Genomic DNA, 25935 nt, shown 5'->3' on the forward strand with positions numbered 1-25935 from the left:
CGCGCCTCTCATTCTCATGCATTCAACGGACGCACGCGCTTTATGCACGTGCGTGCTTTTTATCGTCGATCATTTTCACGCGGAGTAGCACATGTCCAGCAAATATCGTATTGCCGTGATTCCGGGCGACGGCATCGGCAAGGAAGTGATGCCCGAAGCAGTGCGCGCGCTCGACGCGGTGAGCAAGCGCTTCGGTATCGAACTGGAGTACCGGCATATCGAATGGGCAAGTTGCGATTACTACGCGCAGCACGGCCAGATGATGCCGGACGACTGGAAGGCGCAGTTGCAAGATGCCGATGCGATCCTGTTCGGCGCGGTCGGCTGGCCCGATACCGTTCCGGACCATATCTCGCTGTGGGGCTCGCTGCTCAAATTCCGGCGCGAGTTCGATCAATACATCAATCTGCGCCCCGCTCGTCTTTTCGATGGCGTGCCCTCGCCGCTCGCGAATCGCAAGGCGGGCGATATCGACTTCATGATCGTGCGCGAGAACACCGAAGGCGAGTATTCATCGGTCGGCGGCACGATGTTCGAAGGCACCGAACGCGAGTTCGTATCGCAGACGTCGATCTTCACGCGCAAGGGCGCGGAGCGCGTGTTGAAGTTCGCATTCGATCTTGCGCAAAAGCGCGAGAAGAAAGTTACGGTCGCAACTAAAAGCAACGGCATTTCGATCAGCATGCCGTGGTGGGATACGCGCGCCGCCGAAATCGCCGCGCAGTATCCCGAGATCAAGTGGGACAAGCAGCACATCGACATTCTGTGCGCGCGCTTCGTACTGAGCCCGGATCGCTTCGATGTGGTCGTCGCCACCAATCTCTTCGGCGACATTCTTTCCGATCTCGGTCCGGCCTGCACGGGCACGATCGGCATCGCGCCTTCGGCCAACATGAATCCGGAGCGCAACTTCCCGTCGTTGTTCGAGCCGGTGCATGGCTCCGCGCCGGATATCGCGGGCAAGGGCATCGCGAATCCCGTCGCGATGATCTGGTCGGCGGCGATGATGCTCGACTTCCTCGGCGAACGCGAAGCACACGATGCGATGCTTGCCGCGATCACGGCGGTATTGAAGGAAGGTCCGCATACGGGCGATCTCGGCGGCAAGGCGAAGACGACGGAAGTCGGCGCGGCCATTGCGCAAATGCTCGCCTGACTTTTCTGGAGACCATCATGACGCAACGATATGAACTGAGCGATCTGATTCGCGCCGATAACTTCATCGACGGCAAATGGGTTGCCGCTGCAAGCGGCCGACGCTTCGCCGTCACCGATCCCGCGACGGGCGACGTCATCGCGCAAGTGGCCGACAGCGGCCCCGCCGATGCCCGCGCCGCCACCGATGCCGCCGCGCGCGCCTTCCCCGCGTGGCGCGATACGCTGCCGAAAGATCGCGCCGCGGTCCTGCATCGCTGGCACGCGCTGATCGTCGAGCATGCCGATGCGCTCGGACGTCTCATCTCGCTCGAACAGGGCAAGCCCTTCGCGGAAGGCCGCGGCGAGGTGATGTACGGCGCGTCTTACGTCGCGTGGTTCGCGGACGAAGCCACGCGCATCTACGGCGACATCATTCCGCAGCAGCAACGCGGCAAGCGCATGAGCGCGGTGAAGGAACCGGTCGGCGTCGTCGCTGCGATCACGCCGTGGAATTTCCCGCTCGCGATGATTGCGCGCAAGATCGCGCCCGCGCTCGCGGCGGGTTGCACGGTCGTCGGCAAGCCGGCCGAAGATACGCCGCTCACGGCGCTCGCGCTCGTGATGCTCGCCCATGAAGCGGGCGTGCCGGCGGGCGCGTTGAATCTCATCAGCGCATCGCGCGAAAACGCGCAGGACGCGGTCGCCGACTGGCTCGAAGATGGCCGCGTGCGCAAGATCACCTTCACCGGCTCGACGCCGGTGGGCAAGTATCTCGCGCGGGAATCGGCGGGCACGTTGAAGAAGCTGTCGCTGGAACTCGGCGGCAATGCGCCTTTCATCGTATTCGACGATGCCGATCTCGATGCCGCCGTCACCGGATTGATGGCATCGAAATTCCGCAATGGCGGACAGACTTGCGTGTGCCCGAATCGCGTCTATGTGCAGTCGTCCGTGTATGACAAGTTCGCTGACCTGCTCGCGAAGCGCGTCGCCGCATTGAAAGTTGCGCCTGCAACTGATTCCGATGCGCAGATCGGCCCGATGATCAACGCGCGCGCGGTCGAAAAGATCGAGCGTCATGTAAACGACGCGTTGAAGCGCGGCGCACGCGCGCTGACGGGCGCCAAGCGTCTCGCGGAACTCGGCCCCAACTATTACGCGCCGACCGTGCTCGCCGATGCAACGTCCGACATGCAGTTGAGCTGCGAAGAAACCTTCGGCCCGGTCGTGCCGCTGTTTCGCTTCGACGACGAAGCCGAGGCGATCCGCGCCGCCAATGACACGCCTTTCGGCCTCGCAGCGTACTTCTATAGCCAGAACCTGAAGCGCATCGATCGCGTATCGCGTCTGCTCGAATCGGGACTCGTCGGCATCAACGAAGGCGCGATTGCGAGCGAGGCCGCGCCGTTCGGCGGCGTCAAGGAATCGGGCTATGGTCGCGAAGGCTCGAAGTACGGCCTCGACGATTACCTCTCGATCAAATATCTCTGCCAGGGCGGGCTCGAATGAACGCGCATTCAAACGCATACCCGATCGAGATCGCGTTCCCCGATATCGGCGCGCATGCCTCGGGCAACGCGGGCGTGCCGTATGTGCATACGTTCGATTCGGGCATCGACGGTCCGCATGTGATGATCAACGCGCTCACGCACGGCAACGAAGTGTGCGGCGCGATCGTCGTCGATGCCTTGCTGCGTGCCGAACTGCGCCCGCGGCGCGGCAAGCTCACGCTCGCGTTCGCGAACGTCGATGCTTACGCGCGTTTCGATGCGAGCAAGCCCGATGCATCGCGCTTCGTCGATCAGGACTTCAATCGCGTATGGACCGCGCAAGCGCTCGATGACATGTCGCGCGATTCGAGCGAGCTGCGCCGCGCCCGCGCGATGCGGCCCGTCATCGATACGGTGGACCTTCTGCTCGATCTTCATTCGATGCACGAGAAGAGCAAGCCGTTGATCGTCGCGGGACCGCTCGATAAAGGCATCGACTTGTCGGCGAGGCTCGGCACGCCTGCGACCGTGATCTGCGACGAAGGTCATCCGGAAGGACGGCGCATGCGCGATTACGAAGGCTTCGGCGATCCGTCGAGCGACAAGAACGCGTTGCTCATCGAATGCGGACAGCACTGGGAAGCGAATGCCGTGACCGTCGCGCGCGACGTGACCGCGCGCTTTCTTTTGCTATCCGGCGTGATCGACGAAGAAGACTTGCCCGCCGGATGGGTTCAGCCATCGCCGCAGGAAATGCTCGTTGTGCGTGTGACGGAACCGGTCGTAGCCAGGAGCATGGACTTCCGTTTCGCCGATGCCTACACGGGGCTCGAAGTGTTTCCGAAAGCGGGCAGCGTGATCGGCTGGGCGGAGGGCGTTGCGGTCGAAACGCCCTATGACGATTGCATGCTCGTGATGCCGTCGCTGCGGCAGTTGCGTCCGGGCGTGACGGTCGTGCGGCTCGGCAAGGTCGAACGGCGCATTCGAGTTGCAGGTGGTTTTGCTCGTTGAAGCGCTGTTCTACGGTTGTGATGTGAGGTCGCCGGATCCCGTGTACTTGTCGGTCTATCAGCGCTGCCCCTGTGCGGGGCGGCACTCACTTTCCTTCCAGTAGTCGCCGGATCCCGCTTTCGCGTCGGTCTATTAGCGTTGCCCCTGTGCGGGGCGGCACTCACTTTCTTTGCTGCTGCAAAGAAAGTAAGCAAAGAAAGCAGCTTTTCAGGCCCGCGGTCACACGCAATTTGGGTAGTTCTCTCGTCCTCGATGGCACTCGCCTAAACAGTGCCCTCATCACAATAACCGGGCCTGGCTCGCGCACGGTCCGCCGCCCAATAACTTCGAGCGCGCTGGTTCAGCACGAAAGACCTTCGGCACAGCGCTACGCGCTGCCGCCGGGTATGCAAGGGAAACCAACGTCCGGCGAAGGCGGCGAGATGGAGACGTTTTTAGAGAAGCACGCGCATTCCCGATTGACCGGTCGGCCGCGAAGCGAGCCGGAGCTATTTGGTGCTGAACCAGTTTGTTGTGTGGTGCGATGTGACAGACCGTGCGCGAGCCAAGCCCGATGGGGCCTATGAGGCACTCTTTAGGCAGCCCACGAACGACGAGAGGACTACCCAAACTGCGTGTGACCGCGGGCGTATCGGAAGCCGCTTTCTTTGGTTACTTTCTTTGAAAGGACCAGAGTAAGCGCTAAAGCGCTAACTCTGGTCGACGGCAAAGAAAGTGACTGCCGCCCCGCACAGGGGCAACGCTAATAGACCGACGCGATAACGGGATCCGGCAATCACCCAAAACCATCAAGAGGCAAGAAAGCAAATGAAAGTACAGCAACTCAAACAGAGCATAGCAATCGAAGGACTGGAAGACTGGGGCACGGCGGGACTTCCCGGCACGCAGGAAATAAAGATATCCGGCGTGCAAAAAGTGATTCCCGGCAGCGAAGCAATCGATACGGGCGTATTCGAATGCACGCCGGGCACGTACCGGCGTTCGGTGAAGGAAGCGGAGGTCATGCATTTTCTGGCCGGCCGTGGCCGCTTCACGCCCGATGGCGAGGACACGATCCACTTCACCGGCGGTGATACGCTCTTCTTCGCGGCGAACACCGAAGGCACATGGGAAGTCGATGAAACCATGCGCAAGGTCTACGTGATCTTCTGAACGTGCATCGGACGTGGCCATTGCGCTGACATAACATCAGGTCATGGTCACTCCAACAATTCCGGCGTTGCCCCCGCGTATTTGACTCAATATATTTTTAGTCATCCGCGCGCCGTCCTCGTCTTCGCTCGAAGCCGGACGGGACCGCGATCTGCAGGACGTCCACTGCTTCAATCTTGTCGAGGAAAACGCCGTGATGAAGATTGCAAGATTCCGCTGTCCGCACTTTCCCGTTCGTCCGCTGGCCATGACATTGCTGCTCTCCATCGCGAGCGCGGCGCCGTCGTTCGCAGCGGGCAAGATCACGTTCGTATCGCAAGGCGGCGCATATCAGGAAGCGCAAACCAAGGCGATTCTCGATCCCGCCGCGAAAGAGCTCGGCATCACGATCAACCAGGACAGCATTCCGGATGCGTGGCCGCAGATCAAGGCGCAAGGCTCAACCGGCAAGCCGATCTGGGACGTCGTCGATACGCCCACGTCGAACTGCTTGCGCGGCGGGCGCGAAGGGCTGCTCGAAAAGCTCGACTTCTCGAAGTTACCCAACGCCGCAGCCATTCCCGAAAAATACCGCACGCCCTATTCGGTGGCGTACGAGTTCTATTCGACGGTCATCGGCTATAACAAGAAGTCGCTGAAGAAAGTGCCGCAAAGCTGGAAGGACTTCTGGGACGTCAAGAACTTCCCCGGCACGCGCGCACTGCGCAACGATCCGATGACGGTGCTCGAAGCCGCACTGCTCGCGGACGGCGTGCAGCGCGACAAGCTCTATCCGCTCGACGTGGATCGCGCGTTCAAGAAGCTCGAAGAGATCAAGCCGAACGTCACGGTGTGGTGGACTTCGGGCGGACAGTCGGCGCAATTGCTGCACGACGGCGAAGTCGACATGACGATGATCTGGAACGGCCGCGCGAGCGCCGTAATGAAGGACAATCCGGATGTCGCCTTCACGTTCAACGACGGCATTCTGCAGAACACGCAGCTTTGCATCCTCAAAAACGCGCCGAACATGAACGAAGCCGTGCGCTTCCTTAACGCGGCCGTATCGCCGGAATTGCAGGCGAATCTGCCGCTTTATATCGATTACGGTCCGGGCAATCCGGCTGCATTCAAGACCGGCAAGATCACCGACAAGCGCGCATCCGAATTGCCGAGCGCGCCCGCGAATGCGGCGAAGCAGGCGTTGCTTTCCGAAGAATGGTGGGCTTCCGAGTCCGGCATTCAGGCGAAGGCGCGCTGGCTCAAGTTCATGCAATAACGCCGACGTGTTCGACTTTCTGATTCTTGGCGGCGGCTCGGCCGGCTGCGTGCTGGCCGCGCGCCTTTCCGAAGATGCGCGCGCGACCGTGTGTCTCGTCGAAGCGGGCCGCGACATCTCCGCGCGCACGATGCCCGATGCCATCCGCAGCCGCTATCCGGGCCGCGCTTATCTCGACACGCGCAACATCTGGCAGGCATTGAAAGCGCGCATGAGCGAACGCGCCGCGGCGCTGCGACGCTATGAACAGGCGCGGCTTCTCGGCGGCGGCTCGGCGATCAATGCGTTAATGGCCAATCGCGGCTCTCCATCCGATTACGATGAATGGGAAGCGCTTGGCGCCGATGGCTGGAACTGGCAAGCGTGTCTGCCCTACTTTCGCAAGCTGGAAACCGATTGCGATGTCACCGGCCCGCTGCACGGCAGCGATGGCCCGTTACGCATTCAACGCACGGCATGGCCGCGCATTTCGCCGTTCGTGCGCACGGTGCTCGCCTCGCTTGCCGATAGGGGCCACGCCTTGCGCGACGATCAGAACGGACCTTGGGAAGACGGCACGTTCATCGGTTCGATCGCGGTCAGCGCGAACGGAGAACGCATACCGACCTCGGTTTGCTATCTCGACGATGCCGCGCGCGCTCGCGGCAATCTGACGATACGCACCGGCGATGTCGTCGAATGCATTCTGTTCGATGGCAAGCGCGCGATCGGTGCGCGCATCGTTCGCGCCGACGGCACGCGTGAAGACTTGCGCGCGCATCGCGTGATCGTATCGGCGGGTGCGATTCACAGTCCCGCATTGCTGATGCGAAGCGGCATCGGCCCCGGCGATGAACTCGCCGCGCTCGGCATCGACGTAGTGACGGATCGTCCCGGCGTCGGGCGCAATCTGATGGAACATCCTTCGATAGCGGTCTCCGCGTTTTTGCCGCGCGCCGCACGCACGCCGTTTCCGGATGAACATCACGAGCAGGCGATCGTGCGCTTTTCATCCGGCCTGGCCGACACCGTTCAAGGCGACATGCACGGCGCGATCCTGTCGCGCTCGGGCTGGCATTCGGTGGGTTATCGGCTGGGCACGATCTTCTTCTGGGTCAACAAGTCCTATTCGCGCGGACGCGTCACGCTGGCATCGGCGAATGCATTCGATGAACCCAACGTCGACTTCGCGATGCTCTCCGATTCCCGCGATCTCGAACGGCTCAAGCTCGCGCTGCGTTTCGGCGCTGCAACGCTTGCATCGGCTTCGATGGATGCGATCTTTCCATCGAGCTATTCACCGCGCGTTGCAGCGGTGGCGGTGCCGGGAACATGGAATGCGCTCCAGCGCGGCGCGTTGAGCGCGCTGCTCGATATCGCCGGGCCGTTGCGTGGTGCGTTGATCAAAGGCGTCGTGACGCAAGGCATCACGATCGACGAACTGCTCGCCGATGATCGCAAGATGATCGAGTTCGTCATGCGCCATGTCGGCGGGACATGGCATCCGTCGGGAACGTGCCGCATGGGTTCATCGAGCGATCCGCTGGCCGTGACCGATGCGCGCGGCGCGGTGCATGGCATCGAAGGTCTGCATGTATGCGACGCGTCGTTGATGCCGTCGATTCCATGCGCGAATACGAACGTGCCGACGATCATGATCGCCGAGCGCGTGGCGGATGCATTGCGCGGCACGGTCCTCGACAAGCATGAACCGGCCGCGCACGCCGTGACTCAGGCGCCGTAACCCACGATGCCCTTCACTTCGAGAAACGCTTCCAGTCCCCACTCGCCATATTCGCGCCCATTGCCCGACTGCTTGTAGCCGCCGAACGGCGAGCCCGGATCCCACGCCGGATAGTTCACGTAGACACTGCCCGCGCGCATTCTCATCGCCACGCGGCGCGCGCGCTCCTGATCCTGCGATTGCACGTAAGCCGCCAGGCCATAAGGCGTGTCGTTCGCGATGGCGATCGCTTCTTCTTCATCGCGATACGGCATGATCGCGAGCACCGGGCCGAAGATTTCCTCGCGCGCGATGGTCATCGAAGGATTCACGTTAGCGAACACGGTCGGCTTCACGTAATAACCGCGTTCGAGTCCAGCGGGACGCCCCGCGCCGCCCGTCACCAGTGCAGCGCCCTCTTCTATGCCGACATCGATCAGCCGCTGCACGCGTTCGAACTGCACGTCGCTGACGACGGGGCCCATCGTCGTCGCCGGATCGCTCGGTGAGCCGACGCGCTGCTTCTGCGCCGCGCGCAACGCGATCTGCACCACTTCGTCGTGCCGCGATGCGGGCACGAGCATTCGCGTCGGCGCATTGCAGGATTGACCGCTGTTGCTGAAGCACGAATTCACGCCGGCCGTGACGGCTACTTCGAAATCGGCATCGTCCAGCAGGATGTTCGCCGACTTGCCGCCGAGTTCCTGATGCACGCGCTTCACTGTCGGCGCGGCCAGCTTCGCGATCTCGATGCCCGCGCGCGTCGATCCGGTGAACGACACCATATCCACATCCGGATGCGCGCTCAATGCCGCGCCGACGGTCGGACCATCGCCATTGACGAGATTGAAGACGCCTTTGGGCACGCCGGCCGCATCGATGATTTCGGCGAAAAGCACGGCGTTCATCGGCGACACTTCGCTCGGCTTCAACACCACCGTGCATCCCGCCGCGAGCGCAGGCGCGACCTTGCAGACAATCTGATTGATCGGCCAGTTCCACGGCGTGATGAGCGCGGCCACGCCCACGGGCTCGTGATTGACGAGCGTCGTGTTCTTCTTGCGTTGCCATTGAAAGCGTTCGACCGTGCGCAGCGTCTCTTCGATATGACGCTTGCCGAGCGCCGCCTGCCACGCATGAGCGAGCTTCGCCGGTGCGCCGATCTCGCGCGAGATGACATCGGCCATCTCGTCGTAACGCGCGACATACGCTTCGAGCAAACGCTCGAGCAACGCTACGCGCTCTGCGACGCTCGCCCGTGAAAACGATGAGAACGCACGCCGCGCCGCCGCGACCGCGCGATCGACATCGCGCGCATCGCCGAGCGCGACCTCGCCGATCGCTTCTTCAGTCGATGGATCGATGACCGGCAAACGTGTATCGCCGTACGGTTCGACCCATTCGCCGTCGATATAGAACTGCTGTAGATGTCGCATGGTTTTTCGTTGTGAAAGATTCAGGCTCGCGCCGCAGCCGAAGATCGCCGGCTCACGACGACGATCATCACGAGACACAAGGTCAACGCCGTCAGCATCGTGCTGATGGCGGCGATGGTCGGATCGATTTCATCGCGCAGCGTGACGAACATGCGGCGCGTGAGCGTCTGATTGTTGCCGCCCGAAATGAAGAGCGCAACGACGGTTTCATCGAGCGCCTGAATGAACACGAACACGGCACCCGAGATCACGCTCGCCTTGATCTGCGGCAACGTCACCGCCATGAACGCGCGAAAGCGATTCATGCCGAGACTGCGCGCGACCATCTCCTGCGTGCGATCGAACGTGCGCAAGTCCGCGCCGACGGAAATGAGCACATACGGCAGGCCGAGCATCGTATCCGCGATGATGAGACCGCCAAGCGTGTTCACATAACCCATCTGCGTGAAGACGAAGAACACGCCCACTGCAACGATGATGATCGGCACCATCAGCGGCAGCATCAGCAATGTGCGCAGATAGCGCAACGACCAGTGCGATCCATACTGGATGCCGTATGCCGCCGCGATGCCGACCGGCGTCGCGATCAAGGCCGCGCACGTCGAGGCCGCAAAGGTGGTCTTCGCCGCATCGATCCACGCGGGATTATCGAAGAACGCGTGATACCAGCGCAACGAATACGCAGGCGGCGGAAACGTGAGGAAACGCGCATCCGAGAAAGACAGCGGCACGACGATGACCACGGGAATCATCAGAAACGCGAGAATCAGCATCACCGATGCACCGAGCGTCACGCGGCCGAACGATAAGGTATTCATTTCGCCCCCAGTGTCTTTTCGAGCGGAATCACGCGGCTCACGCAATAGAAGATCGCGCACACGCAAATAAGCAGCACCACGCTCACCGAGCTTGCCGCGCCCCAACTGTTGTAGATCTCGACGTTGCGGCTCACGATCATCGACACCATCATCGACTTGCCGCCGCCCATCAGCTCGGGCGTGATATAGAAGCCGAGGCACAGCACGAAGACGAGCGTGACGCCCGCGAGCACGCCGCTCATGGACAGCGGCAGAAACACGCGCAAGAACACATGCAGCGGCGAACCGCCGAGACTCGCACCTGCTTGCGAGAGATTCGGCGGAATCTTCTGCATCGCGGAGTAGAGCGGCAGCACCATGAACGGCAACAGGATATGCACCATCGCGATGATCGTGCCGAACTGGTTATACGAAAGCTGTAACGGGCGCTCGATCAGACCCATGCCGAGCAGCGCCTTGTTGATGAGACCGGTGCGTTGCAAGAGCACGAGCCACGCATACGTTCGCACGAGCACGCTCGTCCAGAACGGAAGAATCACCATGCCGAGCACGAGCGCGCTCCATCGCGGCGATATCGATGCCGCGAAATACGCGACGGGATAGCCGAGCAGCAGCGTAATCGCCGTCACGATGAAACTGAGCTTGAACGTCAGCAGAAAGGTGTCGAGATAGGCACCGGTAAAGACACGCTTGTAATTGACGAGCGAGAACACGCCGTCGTGATAGAACGATTGCCACGACAGCCACGCGAGCGGCACGACGAGCAATACGACGACCACGAACAGCGCGGGCGCCATCAACAGCAGCATCGCGCGGTCTTCGCGTCGCTGATGCCGCACCGATGGATCGATCGTCGCGGGTTGCATCACGGCGGGGTCCTGGAGAATCCGTTTGGCTGTCGTCATCATGCACCTACTGCATCGAGGAACTGATACCACGCAGCGACGAGCCGCACACCCGGCGCGCGCAACGCATGAAACGGTACGGGCCGCAAGCCGTCTTGCGCGAGCAGCGCGAGTTCGGGCTTCTCACCGAGCGCAAGCGCAGCGGCATGCTGACCGATCAGGCTCGCCATCGCGACACCGGCGCCGTTATAGCCGAGACAGAACGTGGTCGCATCGTCGCTGCGGCCCACGTGCGGCAATGCGTTGAAGGTCATCCCGACATAACCCGACCAGCGAAATTCCACCGGCACGTCCTTCAATTGCGGAAAGAGCGCGACCATCGCGCGTTGCAGCGCATCGAAGCCGGTCGGCTCGCCTTCCTTGCCGAACGCGTCGCGGCCGCCGAACAACATGCGGCCATCGACCTTGCGGAACCACTTCATCATGCGGCGCGTTTCGGTGTAGCTGCGGCGGTTCACCATCAACTGCGCATCGAGTTCCGGAGATAAGGGCGCGGTCGCGATCATCGCGCTTCTGAACGGCACGAGCTCGCGATGATATGAAGCGGTTGCCTCGGTCAGATTCGAATAGGCGTTCGTCGCGACGATGACCTGCTTCGCGCGCACCGTGCCGCCGGGCGCCGTCAACAGCACGCGGCCGTCCTGTTCGCGCGACATGTCGATGACAGGCGTCGCTTCGTAGATCGGCACGCCGCGCGCGATCAGACCGGCCGCGATGCCGCGCACGTATTCGAGCGGCAGGATCGTGCCCGCGTCCGCGCTCAACACGCCGCCGACGAAGCCCTTCGAGCCTGTCTCATGTTCGACTTCAGCACGAGATTGCACGCTCATCGACGTATCGTTGAGCGTCGTGCGAACCCAGTCCGCCTCGGCGCATATCGATGCGAGCGCACGTTCCGTATGCGCGCAACGCAGGCTGCCCGTATGTTCGAAGCGCGCGCGTTCGAGCTTGAACTCGTCGACGAACGCCTCGACGGTGCGCACGCCATGGTGCGCGAGCCGATGCATGCGCTTCGCGACATCGATGCCATGCGTGCTCGCGATCGTCGGAAACGAGAGACGAAACTTCGACGACACCACGCCGCCATTGCGTCCGCTTGCGCCCCAGCCGATCGGATTCGCATCGAGCACCGCGCATTCGACGCCGCGCTTTTGCAGCGCATACGCGGCGCTCAAGCCCGAATAGCCCGCGCCGATGATCGCCACTTCGACATCGATATCGCGTGCGAGCGGTGCGCCGGTGCTCATCGGCGCGGCTATCGCCCGCCACAACGAGTCCGGTTGCGGGCGCAGCGGTGTCGTCGGGGCGCGCATGGTCAGGCGGCGGCGCGGAGTTCGTCGTCGACGGCATCCGCGAGCGCGGCGAGCGTCGCGAACTTCCACGTCGGCGTCGTCACGCTCTCGGGCACGGGTGTCGCGCCGAAGCCCTTCATGCCCTGGCGCCGCTCGATCCAGCATGTCGAATAACCGAGCTTCGTTGCGATGCCGATGTCGTGATACTGGCTCTGCGCCGTATGCAGGATCTCTTCGAACTTATAGCCGAACGCCGCCTGACGTCCACGGTTATAGGCAAAGAATTGCGGATCGGGTTTGGCGACGCCGGTCTCATCGCAGCAGACCGTATCGTCGAACGGATTGCCGAGCGTGTGAGCATAGGCCGACAACGCAACGCGATCCGCGTTGGTCATCGCGACAAGACGGAAGTGCTTGCGCAGACGCTTCAATGCCGCGACCGAGTCTTCGAATGCGGGCCATTCGAGCACATCGCGCTGGAATGCCGCGGCGGATTGCGCATCGTCGGGCAAGCCGAGTTTGCTCGCGAGATGCAGATACACGTTCGCCATTTCATGACTCGATCTGCCCGGATACTTCGCGCGCCCTTCCATGTACGGCTCGAAGATCTGATCGTCGGTCAGGTCCTTTGCCTTCGCTCCGCCCAGCCGGCGCACGGAATCGAGCACGCCTTTTTCGAAGTTGATCAGCGTGCCGACGACATCGAAGGTCAGGACCTTGAAATCGGTGAGATTCATTGCGTCATCCTTTACGGGTTGCGTATCTACGTTTGCAGTCGAAATCGCCCGTGCACAGGCGGTGAGAAGAAATCAGGCCGACACGACGATCGTGTCTTGCGGATCGAGCGCGACCGTCATCGATGCGCCCGGCTCGGGGATGCGCTTGCGCGCGTCGTGGCTGCCGGGTTGCCGAAGACTGATCGCCGTGCCGTCGGCGAGCGCGGCGAACACGCGCAGGCTCTCGCCTTGATAGAGCACTTCGGTCACGCGGCATGAAAGACGGTTCGCATCCGCATGACGGTTCTCGCCGTCGATGACGAGCTTTTCCGTTTGCACCGCGAGCAATAGCTTCTCGCCGCGCGGCAATGGATGCGCGGTGCGCAGAACCGTATCGCCGAGACGCACGGCATCGTCGCCGGCGCGCGTGACATCGAGCATCGTCGCTTCGCCGATGAAGCTCGCGACGAACGCATCGCAAGGACGGTCGTACAGGCGCTCGGGTGTGTCGATCTGCACGAGCCTGCCGTCCTTCAACACGGCGACGCGATCGCTCATCGTGAGTGCTTCGCGCTGGTCGTGCGTCACGTTGACGATGGTCGCCCCGAGCTGCCGATGCAGCCTGCGCAATTCGATTTGCATGGTCTCGCGCAGTTGCTTGTCGAGCGCGGACAACGGCTCGTCCATCAGAATGAGTTGCGGTTGAAACACCATTGCGCGGGCAAGCGCCACGCGTTGCTTCTGTCCGCCCGAAAGCTGATGGATGCTGCGGCTTTCATAACCTTTGAGTTCGACCATGGCGAGTGCTTCGGCGACGCGCTTCGCCCATGTCGATTTCGGCTCGCGCCGCGCACGCAGCGAGAACGCGACGTTCTCGCCTACCGTCATGTGCGGAAAGAGCGCGTAGTTCTGAAACACGATGCCGATATCGCGCTTGTGCGGCGGCGCAAATGTAATGTCACGCTCGCCGACCCACACGCTGCCCGAGCTCGGCTGCACGAAGCCGCCGAGAATGCCGAGCAGCGTCGTCTTGCCCGAGCCAGAAGGCCCGAGCAGCGAGACGAATTCGCCCGGCGCGATATCGAGCGATACGTCATCGAGCGCCATCACCGCGCCATAGCGCTTCGTCGCGGACCTGATCGACACTCCCGTTTTAGCGCGTGCGTCCATGTCGTTCGTCTCGTCGGAAATAGAGGGGTTGGGAAAATATTAAGTCGCGATGTTTTTGACGGCAATTCCAAAATTGTTGGATCGGGCATAACATGAAGTCATGCCAAACCTTCGCAAGAAACTGCCGAGCGCCAATGCGCTTTTCGTATTCGAAGCGGCCGCGCGCTGCGGTAATTTCACGCGCGCCGCGCAGGAGCTTTATGTGAGTCAGCCCGCGGTGAGCCGCATGCTCGCGCGCATGGAGGACCATATCGGCGTGCGGCTTTTCGAGCGCGTGCGCGGCGGCATCGAACTCACGGAGAGCGGCGAGATTCTTTATCGCAAGATTTCCGAAGGCTTCAGCGGCATCGAAAGTGCGATCCGCGAAATCGAGGCGCGCGCGACGGGCATCGAGACCGTCACGCTTTCCGTATCGACCGGCTTCACGACGCATTGGCTCATGCCGCGCATGAGCCGTCTGAATCAGGCGTTTCCATCGGTCGATCTGCGGTTTCAATTGATATCGGGGCGCATCGGCGGGCCGCTCGTCGATGTCGATCTCGGCATGCGCTTTGTTCACGACGAAGAGATCGACGAGCACGCGGTGCTCGTGATGCCCGAGATGCTCTTGCCGCTTTGCAATCCGCGTTATCACGAACTCGCAGAGACCGATGCGGCGCGCGCGCATGGCGATACCGTCATCGTGATGGACGATGAAGAACGCGGCTGGCACGAGCGTTTTCATGCGTTCGCTTCAAAGGAGCGCCATGCAGCGGGCATGTTGCGTTTCAACGATTACGCGATCGTCGTGCAGGCGGCGTTGCTCGGACAAGGCATCGCGCTCGGATGGCTCAACGTGACGTCGCACTGGCTCGCGCAAGGCGCGCTCGTGCCCGCCGAAGAAGAACTGGTGGTCACGAGCCGGCGTTGCTGTCTGCTCACGCCGCCGAACAAGTCGATGCGGCCCATCGTCGCCAGCGTGCGCGAATGGATCATCCAGGAAGCGCTAAGCGACATGCGCTCCGTCGAAAGCAAATACCCGCGGCTGGGCTTGCGTGACGCGCTTGCCCAGACCGGCATCGAGCTCGGCTGAGCGCGCTTTTCTGCGCGCGCGCTCGACGAACGCGCTCGGCGTCATGCCGCACAGGCGCTTGAAATGCCGCGCCAGATGACTCTGATCGAAGAAGCCCACTTCCGTCGCGACGACCGATCCTGGCACGCCCGCGAGCAATAACGTCTGCGCGCGCCGCACGCGCAACTCGCACAGGTACTTGTACGGCGAAAGTCCGAATTGCTCGCGAAACACGGTCGCGAAGCGCGACACGCTCAGCGCCGAAAGATCCGCGAGTTGCGCGAGGCTCACGGTCTTGTCGAAATTGGCTTCGATGTAGGCGAGCGCGTCGACCAGATTGGCTTGGCTCATGGCGAAGTCTCGGAGGTAAGCGATTGCGCGTGCGTCGACGAAGCGCGCTGAAATCGTCTGATGGAAAACGAAGAAAGATCGATCGGCGTGCTGCCCGTATCGAGCAATTCGGCAAGCGTCTCGCCCACGCCCGGTCCGATCTGAAAGCCCGATCCGCTGAAGCCGAACGCGTAGAACAGGCCATCGGCTTTCGAACTAGGACCGATCACCGGCTCCGAATCCGGCAGATAGCTTTCCACACCGCTCCACACGCGAATCACATGCAGCGGGCGCATCGCGGGCACCATGCGGCGGAACTGCGCCAGTTGCGCGACGGTGTTCTCGGCCAGGACGGAAGCGCGTCGCGTGTCTGCGTCCGCGGGTCCAGGCGGTCCGCCCCCGAGCACGATATTGCCCCGCTCCACTTGCCGGAAATAAACGCTCTCTTCCTTGATCGACGTGTACACGCCCATCGAAGCCTTGAACACGTAAGGCACGGGTTCGGTCACCGCCATTTGCGGGCCGCGCGCGACGAGCGGCACGGGTTCGCCGAATTGCGTCGATAGCGTATTGGCCCACGCGCCCGCGCAAATCAGCACTTGCTCCGCCCGATACACATCGCCCGCCGCGCTTTCCACGCGAAAGCCGCCCGCTTCCTTTTCTACGCGCACCACTTCCGTGCTCTCGACGACGCGCGCGCCGAGCCGCGCGGCAGCACGCCCGAACGCGGGCGCGGCAAGACGCGGATTCGCGTGGCCGTCGAGCGGCGAGATGGATGCGGCGATCACGTCGCGGCCCAGAAAAGGAAAGCGCTCGAACATGGCCGCGCCTTCGAGCACTTCGAGATCGAGGTCGTAAGCGCGCGCATCGGCGGCATAGCGATGAAAGTATTCCGCGTCATGCGCGTGATAGCACACCCGCGTATGCCCCGATGGCAAGAACTCGACATCTTCGCCGAGCAGTTCGCGGGAACGCCGCCACGTTTGCAGCGCGCGATTCGACATTGCGAGTTGCTCCAGCGCGCGGCCTTGGCGACGCACGCCGCCGAAGTTCACGCCGCTCGCCTGTTGTCCGGTCAAGCCGCGTTCGAGCAGGATCACCGAACGCTTGCGACGGCGCAAAAAGAAAGCGGTCGTCGTGCCGACGATGCCCCCGCCGATCACGATCACATCGGCGCGCTCGTTCATTCGCTGGTCTCCAGATCCTTGTGCGGCGCGAGCGCCATGGGCAGAGGTTTCACCGGTGCCTGCCCGCGCAAGCGGCCGACCGCTTCCAGCGGCACGCGTGCTTCGGCTGCAATGACTTCCGCGCCCGCATGTGCGCAGAAGCGGCCCTGGCATCGGCCCATGCCAACGCGCGAAAAAGCCTTCGCGCGATTCGCTTCCTTTGCGCCCATGTCGTTCACGACGCGCCTCAGGTCGCCTGCCGTTATCGCTTCACATCGGCACACGATGGTTTCATCCGGCAAGGCGGCGGCAAAGCGCGCGGGCCACGGAAACGCGGTGCGCAAGCCGGAAGCAAAACGCGTGAAGCGATTTAGTTGCAAGCGCAACTTGTTGGCTTCGTCTTCGCTGCACGTCATGCCGATGTCCTTCAACGCCGCGAGCGCCGCAAGACGTCCCGCGCGCTCGGCGGCATCCGCGCCGCGCACGCGCGCGCCATCGCCGGCAAGATAGATGCCTTTCACGTTGCTGCGGCCATCCACATCGGCGATGGGAAGCCACTGTTGCAACGCCTGATCGAAGCGGAACTCGCAGCCCGCGAGATCGGCGAGCTGTGTTTCAGGGCGCAAGTGATAGCCGAGCGCGACGGCATCGCATCCGACTTGCAGCATCGCGCCATCGGCTTGCCTGACGCGCACGCCTTGCACGCCATGCTCGGGCGTGCCTCGAATCTCGACCGGCGTGATGCCGCGATGAACCGGCACGCGCGCATCTTTCAGCACGCGCATCAACGCGACGCCCTTCCTTAACGCCGATGGAATCGCGAGCAGTTGCGGCAACGCGCGCAGACGCTGCGCGAACGTCGATGTATCGAGCACCGCACTTACTGTCGCGCCCGCCTTCACGTATTGCGCGGCGACGAGATAGAGCAACGGACCGGTGCCCATCATCACGACGCGCGAACCGATCGCGCAGCCCTGCGATTTGAGCGCGACCTGCGCGCCGCCGAGGCTATACGCGCCCGCGTGATGCCAGCCGGGAACGGGCATCAGCCTATCGGTCGCGCCGCTGCAAATGATGAGCGCATCGAACGCGAGCTTGCGATGACGCGTGCCGCTCACCGTGTGCAGTGCATTCGGCTCGATGTTCCAGACGAGCGTATCGGGCACGTAGTCGATCTTCGGGCGCAACGCATCGAACGCATCGTGCAATGCACGCGCGCGCGTTGCTTCCGTGCCGTACAAGGTCTCGTACGTGCGCTTGAATCCTTCCGGCTGACGACGATAGATCTGCCCGCCGTCGCGTCTGCCTTCATCGATAACGACGGGACGCAAGCCCGCTTCGACGAGCGCCTGCGCCGCACGCACGCCCGCCGGTCCTGCGCCGATCACGATCACAGTCGCGGCCATACGCCCTCCTGCGCTTCTGCAAGACGCGTGACGATCGACATGCCTTCGGCCGCCTGCGTCGTGCACGCGCGCACGCGCTCGCCGTTAGCGGTCCACACCCAGCAGTCCTGGCATGCGCCCATTACGCAGAAGCCCGCGCGGCGGCCATCGCCGAACTCGGAGTCGCGCAATGCTTCCTGCGATGTGAGCAGCGCGACCATCAGCGTGTCGCCTTCGGCTGCGAGCGCGCGCTTGCCGTCGATGACGATCTCGAACGTCCTGCGTCCTTTCTCGGCGACTCTCACGAAGCGTCCGCTCATGCCGTCACCGTTTCCATCGACTGCATGCGGGCGAGATCGTCGGCGCTGTGATGACACAGGATGTGCGCGCCCGAAGGCAAAGTCTTCTTCGCGGGCGACGTCACGTTGCACTTGCCGTCGATGCGCGCCGCACAGCGCGAACGGAAGCTGCACAAGTCGGGCGCATCGCTTTCCGGACCGAGCGCGGGCAATGCGCCGAGCGCCATCGCACGACGTGAATCGAGCCAGCCGGGACGCAACGCAGGAACCGAATCGACGAGCAAGCCCGTATAAGGGTGATACGGCGGATGCGAAAGCGCATCGCGCTGGCCCGCTTCGACGCACTGGCCCGCATACAGCACGATGACTTCATCGCAGATGGCGCGCACGGTCGAGATGTCGTGGCTGATGAACATGTACGACACATTCAGTTCGCGACGCAGCTCGGCGAGCAGATCGAGAATCGCCGCGCCGACGACCGTATCGAGCGCGGACGTCACTTCATCGCAGAGAATGAGCTCGGGATTCGCCGCGAGCGCGCGCGCAAGATTCACACGCTGCTTCTGCCCTCCCGACAGGCCGCCCGGCTGACGCTTCGCGATCGATGCAGGCAGCTTCACGAGATCGAGCAGCTCCAGCATGCGCTTTTGCGCGGCCGCGCCACGCAGACCGTGATAAAAGTTCATGGGCCGCGCGAGAATATCGGCAATGGTGCGGCTCGGGTTCAACGCGGTATCGGCGTTCTGAAACACGATCTGTACGCGACGATATTGATCCAGCGTGCGTTCCGATAGTTTCGCTGGCAACGACTTGCCGTCGAGCAGCACGTCGCCGTGCGCGCGATCGACGAGACCCGCGATCACGCGCGCGAGCGTCGTCTTTCCCGAGCCCGATTCGCCGATCACGCCAAGCGTGCTGCCGCGCGCGATCTTCAGGCTCACATCATCGAGCACGCGCACGGCGGGCACGCCGTTCGCATCGATGCGTCCATAGCCCGCGCTCAGATTGCGGATTTCGAGCAGCGGCACTTTGCGTGCATCGTCGGGCGTTGCGCGTTCCACTTCGGGACGGCGCGTTGCCGCGAGTAACTGGCGCGTGTACTCGTCGGCCGGCGCGTCGAGCACTTGCGCGGTCGCGCCGTTCTCGCGCACGCGTCCACCGTTCAACACGACGATGCGATCCGCCATCTGCGCGACGACCGCGAGATCGTGCGACACATACACGGCCGTCGTGCCCAGCTCGCGCACCACGCCCTTGAATGCGGCGAGCACTTCGATCTGCGTGGTCACGTCGAGCGCGGTGGTCGGTTCATCGAACACGACGACGGCGGGATCGGTGATCAGCGCCATTGCCGCCATCAAGCGCTGCAACTGGCCGCCCGACACCTGATGCGGATAACGATCGCCGATGGTCTCGGGATTCGGCAACGCGAGCGAACGAAACAGGCTGATCGCTTTCTCACGCGCGACAGCGGGCGTCATGAGTTTGTGCAGCAGCGCGGGTTCCGTGACTTGATCCATGATCGTGCGCGCCGGATTGAAGCCCGCCAATGCGCTCTGCGCGACATACGCGACGGTGCGCGAACGCAATGCGCGACGGCCCTTCGCGTCGAGCGACAACACATCGGTATCGCCGATCTTCACCGAGCCGCCCGCGATAGAACAACCGCCGCGCGCATGACCGAGCAGCGCGAGCGCGATGGTCGTCTTGCCCGAGCCCGACTCGCCGATCAGCGCGAGCACTTCGCCCTTCTTCACCGTGAAGTCGACGCCCTTCACGATCTCGACGACGGGATCCGGCGCCGCGCCAGCAACGACGCGCAAGCCTTTCACTTCGATCATGTTCGTGCCTGTGTTCGATGTCATTGGCCGCCTCCATGCGAACGCGCGCCATGACGACGCAAACTGTCGATGAGCAGATTCACGCCTACAGTCAGCGTCGCGATCGCGACTGCCGGCATCAGCACCGCGGGCGCGCCTTCAGCCAGCCCGCCGATGTTCTCGCGCACGAGCGAGCCCCAGTCCGCGTTCGGCGGCTGCACGCCGAGACCGAGAAAGCTCAGGCCCGAAAGCAGCAGCACGATGAACACGAAGCGCAGGCCGAAGTCCGCGAGCATCGGGTGAATCATGTTGGGCAGCACTTCGACGCGTGCGATATAGAAGAGCTTCTCGCCGCGCGCCTTCGCGACCTGCACGTATTCGAGCGTCATGATGTTCACCGCGAGGGAGCGCGAGATGCGGAAGGCACCGGGGATATAGGCGAGTGCGGCGACCATCATCAGCATCGGAATGGACGAGCCGAATGCGGCAATCACGACGAGCGCGAGAATCTTGCTCGGGATCGAAATGAGCGCATCGAACAGGCGGCTCAGCACTTCATCGACCCAGCGTCCCGACACGGCGGCCACGAGACCGAAGAACGTGCCGATGACGCTCGCGGCCACCGTCGCGGCGAGCGCGAGGCCGACCGTGTATTGCGTGCCGTAAAGAATGCGGCTCAGCATGTCGCGGCCGAGATAGTCGGTGCCGAGCAGATGTGCCGCGCTATACGAGCCGAACACTTCCGTCGATGTGAACGCGCCGCCTTTATAAGGCGCGACAACCGGCCCGACGAACGCGACCACGAGCCAGAAGACGACGATGAACAGACCGATGAGACCCAGCACCGAAAAGCGGTTGACGAGGCGGCTCATGAGGCCGCGCCTGACGACGACGGGCGCTTGCTCCTGCGGGGCATCGGCGGGCGGCTGATCGTATAGCACGGTCGTGGCGTGAGAAGTGACGTTCCGATTCATCGTTGACGCAGCCTCGGGTTGGAGACGATCTGAGCCAGATCGGCGATGAGCACGAGCGCGAGATAAGCCGCGCAGAACACCATCACGCAGCCCTGCACGAGCGGCATGTCGCGATTGGTGACGGCGTCGACCATGAGGCTCGCGAGACCGGGATAGTTGAAGATCGATTCGACGATCACCACGCCGCCGAACAGATACGAAAGCGAGAGCGCAACCGCATTTGCAATCGGCCCGATGGTGTTCGGCAACACATGCCGCAACACGACGCGCATGGGCGAGGCGCCTTTCAGGACCGCCATCTCCACATACGAAGCGTTGAGCTGATCGAGCACCGCCGCGCGCGTCATGCGCGCCATCTGCGCGACGATCACGCAGCAGAGCGTCATCACTGGCATCGCATAGGTCCGCACGAGCGCGCCGAACGACGATACATCCGACAGATACGACAACGCCGGCAGCCAGCGCAGCTTCACCGCGAAGATCAGCACCGCGATGGTCGCGACGAGAAACTCCGGCACCGCCACCGTCGAAAGCGTGAGCACGTTGAGCACGCGATCGACGAGCGAGCCGCGATACATCGCCGAGAGAATGCCGATGAACAACGCGATCGGCACCGACACCAGCGCGGTCAATCCCGCGAGCACGAGCGAATTCGGCAGACGCGTCGAGATGAGTTCACTGACCGGCAGATTGTTCGACAGCGACGTGCCGAAGTTGCCCGTCACCACATGCAGAAGCCATTGCAGATAACGCGTGACGGCAGGCTGATCGAGGCCGAACTGATGCCGCAGCGCGGCCACCTGTTCGGGCGTCGCCGCCTGACCGAGCGCCTGTTGCGCGGCATCGCCCGGCAAGAGACCGGTGATGCCGAACACCACCATCGACACGATCAGCAGCGTGAGCAGCGCGAGGCCGAGGCGCGCGGCGACGAGTCGTTGCGCATGAGCTTTCATCGGATAAACGCCTCTCTCTCGTTGAAGGTTTGACTGCGCGCGCCATCGGAAGATGGCGCACATCCCGCTTCAAAGCATGCTCATGCCTCGAGCCACACGTTCTCCGCGAACATCCAGCCCATCAGGCCCGCGAGCGGAATGCCACCCAAGCCCTTCAGCTTCGTCGTATGCGCGTCGAGCGAACTCTGGAACATCGGAATGCCGATGCCGCCGTCCGTATGCACGAGCTCCTGCATGTCGCCGTAAATCTTCTTGCGCTTCGCATCGTCCGGTTCGCCACGCGCGGCGACGAGCATCTGGTCGAACTGCGGGCTCTTCCAGTTCGCTTCGTTCCACGGCGCATCGGATTTGAAGAACTGCGTGAAGATCACGTCCGCACTCGGGCGCGCGTTGATGTTGCCGAAGCCGAGCGGATGCTTCATCCAGTGATTCGACCAGTAACCATCCGACGGCACGCGCGTCACTTGCAGATTGATGCCCGCTTGCGGCGCGACCTGCTGCATCAGCACGGCCATCTCCACGGAACCTTCCGCCGCCGGCGATGCGTACAGTTGGATCGGCGTGCTGCCGAGCTTCGCCTTCTGAAAGTGGAACTTCGCCTTGTCCGGATCGAAGCCGCGTTGCGGCAGACCCGACATGTAGTACTTGTTGCTCGGATCGATAGGCTGATCGTTGCCGATCGCGCCATAGCCGCGGAAGATCGTCTTGCGCATCTGCTCGCGATCCATCAGGTACATCATGCCGCGGCGGAAATCCGCATTGCCGGTGATGCCGCCATCGTCGCGCATGATGAGATCGGTGTACTGGCCCGTCTTCGTTTCCAGCACCGCGAAGCCCGGCGTGCCCTTGATCCGCTCGGTCGAGCGCGCGCTCACTGCATTGATGAGCTGCACGTCGCCGGACATCAGCGCGTTCACGCGCGCGGGTTCGTCCGCGATGCCGATCAGCTCCACTTCGTCCAGATGCGGCATGCCCGGCTTCCAGTACTTCTCGTTGCGCACGCCGACGGTACGCACGCCCGGCGAGAACTCCTTCAGCTTGAACGGGCCCGTGCCGACCGCCGTCTTGAAGTCCGTCGTGCCGTCCTTGATGATGAGGAAGTGCGAGTCCGCGAGAATCACGGGCAGGTCCGCGTTCGCGCCCGTCAGCGTGATCGTGAGCTCGTTCGGGCCGGTCGCCTTGATTTCCTTGAACTGATCGGCGAGCGTCTTCGCCTTCGAGCCGACCGCCGGATCCTTATGGCGCATCAGCGAATAGATGACGTCCTGTGGCGCGAGCGATTTGCCATCGTGGAACTGCACGCCGCTGCGCAGCTTCACGACCCACACGGTCGCGTCTTTCGTTTCGAGCGATTCGGCGAGCGCCATCTTCGCGCCGAGATGATTGTCGAGTTCGGTCAGGCCGCTGTAGAACATGAAGCCGCGCGCGTAGTCCGTGCCGAGCGCGCCCTTCGCCGGATCGAGCGTATCGGCGGCTGACGACGACTGCGTCGCCACGCGAATGCGTCCGCCCTGCTTCGGCTTGTCCTGCGCGAAAGCCGCGCCGCTCGCGGTGAGCAGACCCGCGCCCGTCATTGACATGAGTCCGCCCGCGGCCATCGCGCGAAGGACATTGCGCCGGGACGCGCCACGGCGCGTCAGTTCTTCCAGGCGTTTGCCGGCATCGGCGTGAACGAGTGCTTCAGGCGATTTGTCGATGCTCATGAACTTCTCCGCGATAGGGACTGTGAATGTTCGACGGCTTGGTTATTGGATGAAGGCCGTCTGTCTTTGCTTTCGATGCTTCAATAGAAAACGTCTTTGATCGAGTAATACGCGCCGACGAGCGGCAGGAACCACGGCTTGCCCGTATGGCCCGGAATCGCGGGCCAGTCGAAATCGCGCCACGGGTTCGCATCGGCGTTGCCGTTCATCACGTCGGCCATGATCTGGCCCATGTGCGTCGACATCTGCGTGCCGTGGCCGCTGTAGCCCATCGAGAAATAGATGCCATCGTGCTGGCCCGCGCGTGGCAGGCGATCCGCGGTGATATCGACGAGACCGCCCCAGCAATAGTCGATGCGCGCACTGGCGAGACCCGGGAAAATCGCTGCGAGATTCGCCTGCAGAATGCGTCCGCTCTTCGCGTCCGATGGACGTTCCGACGCGGTGAAGCGCGCGCGGCCGCCGAGCAGCAAACGTGAATCGGGCGTCACGCGAAAATAGTTGTGCATCAGGCGGCTCGTCGTGTACGAGCGGCGCTGCGGCAACAGTTGCTTCAGTTGTTCCGCTGGCAGCGGCTCCGTCACGATGATGAACGAGCCGACCGGTGCAAGCCTGCGCCGATACCACGCGAACGGTCCATGCTTCGAAGGCCCTGTCGCGATCAGCACTTGCCTTGCGCGCAACGTGCCGCGCTTCGAATCGATTCGATAGGCGCCGCCTTCCTTCGCGATCGCCGTGACTTCAGCGTGCTCATAGAGACGCGCGCCTTGCCTCGCCGCTGCATTCGCGAGGCCGACGGCGAACTTGCCCATATGCATCTGTCCGCCGTGACGTTGCAACAGCCCGCCGTGAAAGGCATCGGACTGCACTTCATTGCGGACCTGCTCGCGATCGAGCACATCGATATCCGGATCGACTTCGCGCCGGATCAACTCGGCGGTCGTCGCGATATGTTCGAGATGATGCGGCTTCGCGGCGAGCTTCAGCTTGCCCGACGCGAGATAGTCGCAATCGATGTTTTCTTCGCGGATCAAACGTTCGACCGTGCTCACCGCCGCCGCATACGCGCGATAACAGCCTTGCGCGCGCTCCGCGCCGAGTTGCGAGCGCAGCGCCGCATAGTCCTGCGCGACGCCCGTATTGCATTGACCGCCGTTGCGTCCCGACGCGCCGCCGCCTATGCGCCCGGCATCGAGCACGACGACCGACGCGCCGCGCTTCGCCAACGCGAGCGCCGCCGACAAACCGGTGAACCCGCCGCCGATCACGGCGACATCGGCCTGGCCATCCGCCGGGCCTTCGCACGTCGAGATGATCGAAGGCGCGGTATCGAGCCAGTAGGAGTCGAGTTTCATCGGCATTGCTCGCGTGAAGTGGCTTCGATTACAGACCGAGTTGACCGGCGAGATCGCCGATGGTGTCCACTTCGTAATACTCGTAGTACGGCGTGCCCGGCTCGTGGCCGCGCTTCACGAACGCCTTGTGCTTGATGCCCATGTCGTGCGCGGTCATCAGGTCGTAGCGCAGGCTCGACGACACATGCAGCACGTCTTCCGGATTGCAGTTCAATTGATCGAACATGTACTCGAAGCCCTGCATGCGCGGCTTGTACGACTGCGCCTGCTGCGCCGTGAACACGCGATGAAACGGCGCGCCGAGCTTGTCGACGTTGCTCTGAATCTGATCGTCCGATGCGTTCGACAGAATCACGAGCTTGTACTTCTTCGCGAGACGCGAGAGACCTTCCGGCACATCCGGATGCGGGCCCCACGTCGGCACGGCGAGGTAGTATTTTTCGGCTTCGGCTTCGTTGAATTCGACGTTCATGCGCTCGCACGCGCGGCGCACCGAATTGACGATCACGTCGCGATACGGCTTCCACGCGCCGAGCACTTCGTCGCGGCGATAGCCCGCGAAGAACTTGACGAATTGTTCGAGGTCGTCGCCCTGCAGGCGGTCTGCGTACATCTCGCGGGTCATGTCGGCCATGCGGAATTTCGTCAGCGTGCCGTAGCAGTCGAACGTGATGTACTTCGGCTCGAAATCGATCATGATGTCAGTCCTGTCGTGTGTTGGTTGAAACAAGAAACAGCGAAGTGTCGAGAAAATTTAAACAAGGCAAAAATGACTGATGGCGTTGAATGCGTGCCTCGCGACGATACAAGTC

The 25935-nt window shown here is 62.7% G+C and carries 23 protein-coding genes; 7 read left to right on the top strand and 16 right to left on the bottom strand.

Annotated features, from left to right (window positions below; all coding sequences use genetic code 11):
- Positions 1 to 91 precede the first annotated feature (91 nt).
- The 6 genes from NCT05_RS28200 (at position 92) to NCT05_RS28225 (ending at position 7771) form a co-directional block, all read left to right on the top strand.
- Entirely contained in the window at positions 92 to 1156 is a 1065-nt protein-coding gene (locus NCT05_RS28200) for a tartrate dehydrogenase (protein WP_008346962.1), read from the top strand.
- A 17-nt stretch (positions 1157 to 1173) separates the two neighbouring features.
- The gene (locus NCT05_RS28205) at positions 1174 to 2646 is read left to right on the top strand and encodes an NAD-dependent succinate-semialdehyde dehydrogenase (protein WP_008346965.1); all 1473 of its coding nucleotides are present in this window, start codon (positions 1174 to 1176) and stop codon (positions 2644 to 2646) included.
- A complete protein-coding gene (locus tag NCT05_RS28210) occupies positions 2643 to 3638 on the top strand; it encodes a M14 family metallopeptidase (protein ID WP_250503712.1) in 996 nt (331 codons plus the stop codon). Before NCT05_RS28205 ends, NCT05_RS28210 begins: the two co-directional genes overlap by 4 nt.
- A gap of 807 nt (positions 3639 to 4445) precedes the next feature.
- On the top strand, positions 4446 to 4790 hold the full coding sequence (locus NCT05_RS28215) for a cupin domain-containing protein (RefSeq protein WP_008346969.1): 345 nt from the start codon (positions 4446 to 4448) through the stop codon (positions 4788 to 4790).
- 196 nt (positions 4791 to 4986) lie between these two features.
- Positions 4987 to 6048 carry an ABC transporter substrate-binding protein gene (locus tag NCT05_RS28220; protein WP_008346971.1) on the top strand — a complete coding sequence of 354 codons (1062 nt, stop codon included), beginning with the start codon at positions 4987 to 4989 and terminating at the stop codon, positions 6046 to 6048.
- A 7-nt stretch (positions 6049 to 6055) separates the two neighbouring features.
- Positions 6056 to 7771 (top strand): GMC family oxidoreductase, encoded by a 1716-nt coding sequence (locus tag NCT05_RS28225; RefSeq protein WP_250503713.1) that lies wholly within the window; start codon positions 6056 to 6058, stop codon positions 7769 to 7771.
- Here the strand turns inward: NCT05_RS28225 and NCT05_RS28230 are convergent.
- From NCT05_RS28230 to NCT05_RS28255, 6 genes are all read right to left on the bottom strand, one after another.
- A complete protein-coding gene (locus NCT05_RS28230) occupies positions 7759 to 9186 on the bottom strand; it encodes an aldehyde dehydrogenase family protein (RefSeq protein WP_250479272.1) in 1428 nt (475 codons plus the stop codon). The two genes, NCT05_RS28225 and NCT05_RS28230, sit on opposite strands and share 13 nt — an antisense overlap.
- Positions 9187 to 9206: 20 nt before the next feature.
- The gene (locus NCT05_RS28235) at positions 9207 to 10004 is read right to left on the bottom strand and encodes an ABC transporter permease (RefSeq protein ID WP_008346975.1); all 798 of its coding nucleotides are present in this window, start codon (positions 10002 to 10004) and stop codon (positions 9207 to 9209) included.
- Positions 10001 to 10912, bottom strand: coding sequence for an ABC transporter permease (locus NCT05_RS28240; protein WP_008346976.1), 912 nt, complete (start codon positions 10910 to 10912; stop codon positions 10001 to 10003). The genes NCT05_RS28235 and NCT05_RS28240 overlap by 4 nt, the downstream gene beginning before the upstream one ends.
- Positions 10909 to 12222 carry an NAD(P)/FAD-dependent oxidoreductase gene (locus NCT05_RS28245; protein ID WP_250503714.1) on the bottom strand — a complete coding sequence of 438 codons (1314 nt, stop codon included), beginning with the start codon at positions 12220 to 12222 and terminating at the stop codon, positions 10909 to 10911. Before NCT05_RS28245 ends, NCT05_RS28240 begins: the two co-directional genes overlap by 4 nt.
- A 2-nt stretch (positions 12223 to 12224) precedes the next feature.
- Positions 12225 to 12938: an HAD-IA family hydrolase gene (locus NCT05_RS28250; protein ID WP_008346978.1), complete on the bottom strand. Its 714-nt coding sequence runs from the start codon at positions 12936 to 12938 to the stop codon at positions 12225 to 12227.
- A gap of 72 nt (positions 12939 to 13010) precedes the next feature.
- Positions 13011 to 14087: an ABC transporter ATP-binding protein gene (locus tag NCT05_RS28255; RefSeq protein ID WP_250503715.1), complete on the bottom strand. Its 1077-nt coding sequence runs from the start codon at positions 14085 to 14087 to the stop codon at positions 13011 to 13013.
- Between the two features lie 100 nt (positions 14088 to 14187).
- Here NCT05_RS28255 and NCT05_RS28260 point away from each other — a divergent pair, with 100 nt between their 5' ends.
- Positions 14188 to 15159, top strand: a complete 972-nt coding sequence (locus tag NCT05_RS28260) for a LysR family transcriptional regulator (protein WP_008346980.1) — start codon at positions 14188 to 14190, stop codon at positions 15157 to 15159.
- Here the strand turns inward: NCT05_RS28260 and NCT05_RS28265 are convergent.
- The 10 genes from NCT05_RS28265 to NCT05_RS28310 all read right to left on the bottom strand — a co-directional run bounded on the left by NCT05_RS28265 (position 15073) and on the right by NCT05_RS28310 (position 25820).
- Positions 15073 to 15489 (bottom strand): helix-turn-helix domain-containing protein, encoded by a 417-nt coding sequence (locus NCT05_RS28265; protein ID WP_175981448.1) that lies wholly within the window; start codon positions 15487 to 15489, stop codon positions 15073 to 15075. The genes NCT05_RS28260 and NCT05_RS28265 overlap by 87 nt on opposite strands.
- Positions 15486 to 16655 (bottom strand): NAD(P)/FAD-dependent oxidoreductase, encoded by a 1170-nt coding sequence (locus tag NCT05_RS28270; protein WP_250503716.1) that lies wholly within the window; start codon positions 16653 to 16655, stop codon positions 15486 to 15488. Before NCT05_RS28270 ends, NCT05_RS28265 begins: the two co-directional genes overlap by 4 nt.
- Positions 16652 to 18040 (bottom strand): FAD/NAD(P)-dependent oxidoreductase, encoded by a 1389-nt coding sequence (locus NCT05_RS28275; protein ID WP_250437415.1) that lies wholly within the window; start codon positions 18038 to 18040, stop codon positions 16652 to 16654. Before NCT05_RS28275 ends, NCT05_RS28270 begins: the two co-directional genes overlap by 4 nt.
- The gene (locus NCT05_RS28280) at positions 18025 to 18339 is read right to left on the bottom strand and encodes a (2Fe-2S)-binding protein (RefSeq protein WP_008346985.1); all 315 of its coding nucleotides are present in this window, start codon (positions 18337 to 18339) and stop codon (positions 18025 to 18027) included. Before NCT05_RS28280 ends, NCT05_RS28275 begins: the two co-directional genes overlap by 16 nt.
- Positions 18336 to 20183, bottom strand: a complete 1848-nt coding sequence (locus NCT05_RS28285) for an ABC transporter ATP-binding protein (protein WP_250503717.1) — start codon at positions 20181 to 20183, stop codon at positions 18336 to 18338. Before NCT05_RS28285 ends, NCT05_RS28280 begins: the two co-directional genes overlap by 4 nt.
- Positions 20180 to 21112, bottom strand: coding sequence for an ABC transporter permease (locus NCT05_RS28290; protein WP_175981439.1), 933 nt, complete (start codon positions 21110 to 21112; stop codon positions 20180 to 20182). Before NCT05_RS28290 ends, NCT05_RS28285 begins: the two co-directional genes overlap by 4 nt.
- Entirely contained in the window at positions 21109 to 22065 is a 957-nt protein-coding gene (locus tag NCT05_RS28295) for an ABC transporter permease (protein WP_008346990.1), read from the bottom strand. Before NCT05_RS28295 ends, NCT05_RS28290 begins: the two co-directional genes overlap by 4 nt.
- Positions 22066 to 22145: 80 nt before the next feature.
- Positions 22146 to 23768: an ABC transporter substrate-binding protein gene (locus NCT05_RS28300; protein WP_250437419.1), complete on the bottom strand. Its 1623-nt coding sequence runs from the start codon at positions 23766 to 23768 to the stop codon at positions 22146 to 22148.
- An 80-nt stretch (positions 23769 to 23848) separates the two neighbouring features.
- Positions 23849 to 25123, bottom strand: coding sequence for an NAD(P)/FAD-dependent oxidoreductase (locus tag NCT05_RS28305; RefSeq protein WP_250503718.1), 1275 nt, complete (start codon positions 25121 to 25123; stop codon positions 23849 to 23851).
- Between the two features lie 28 nt (positions 25124 to 25151).
- A complete protein-coding gene (locus NCT05_RS28310) occupies positions 25152 to 25820 on the bottom strand; it encodes a haloacid dehalogenase type II (RefSeq protein WP_008346995.1) in 669 nt (222 codons plus the stop codon).
- Positions 25821 to 25935: the final 115 nt, after the last annotated feature.

Source organism: Caballeronia sp. AZ7_KS35 (genome assembly GCF_023631045.1).
GTDB lineage: Bacteria > Pseudomonadota > Gammaproteobacteria > Burkholderiales > Burkholderiaceae > Caballeronia > Caballeronia zhejiangensis.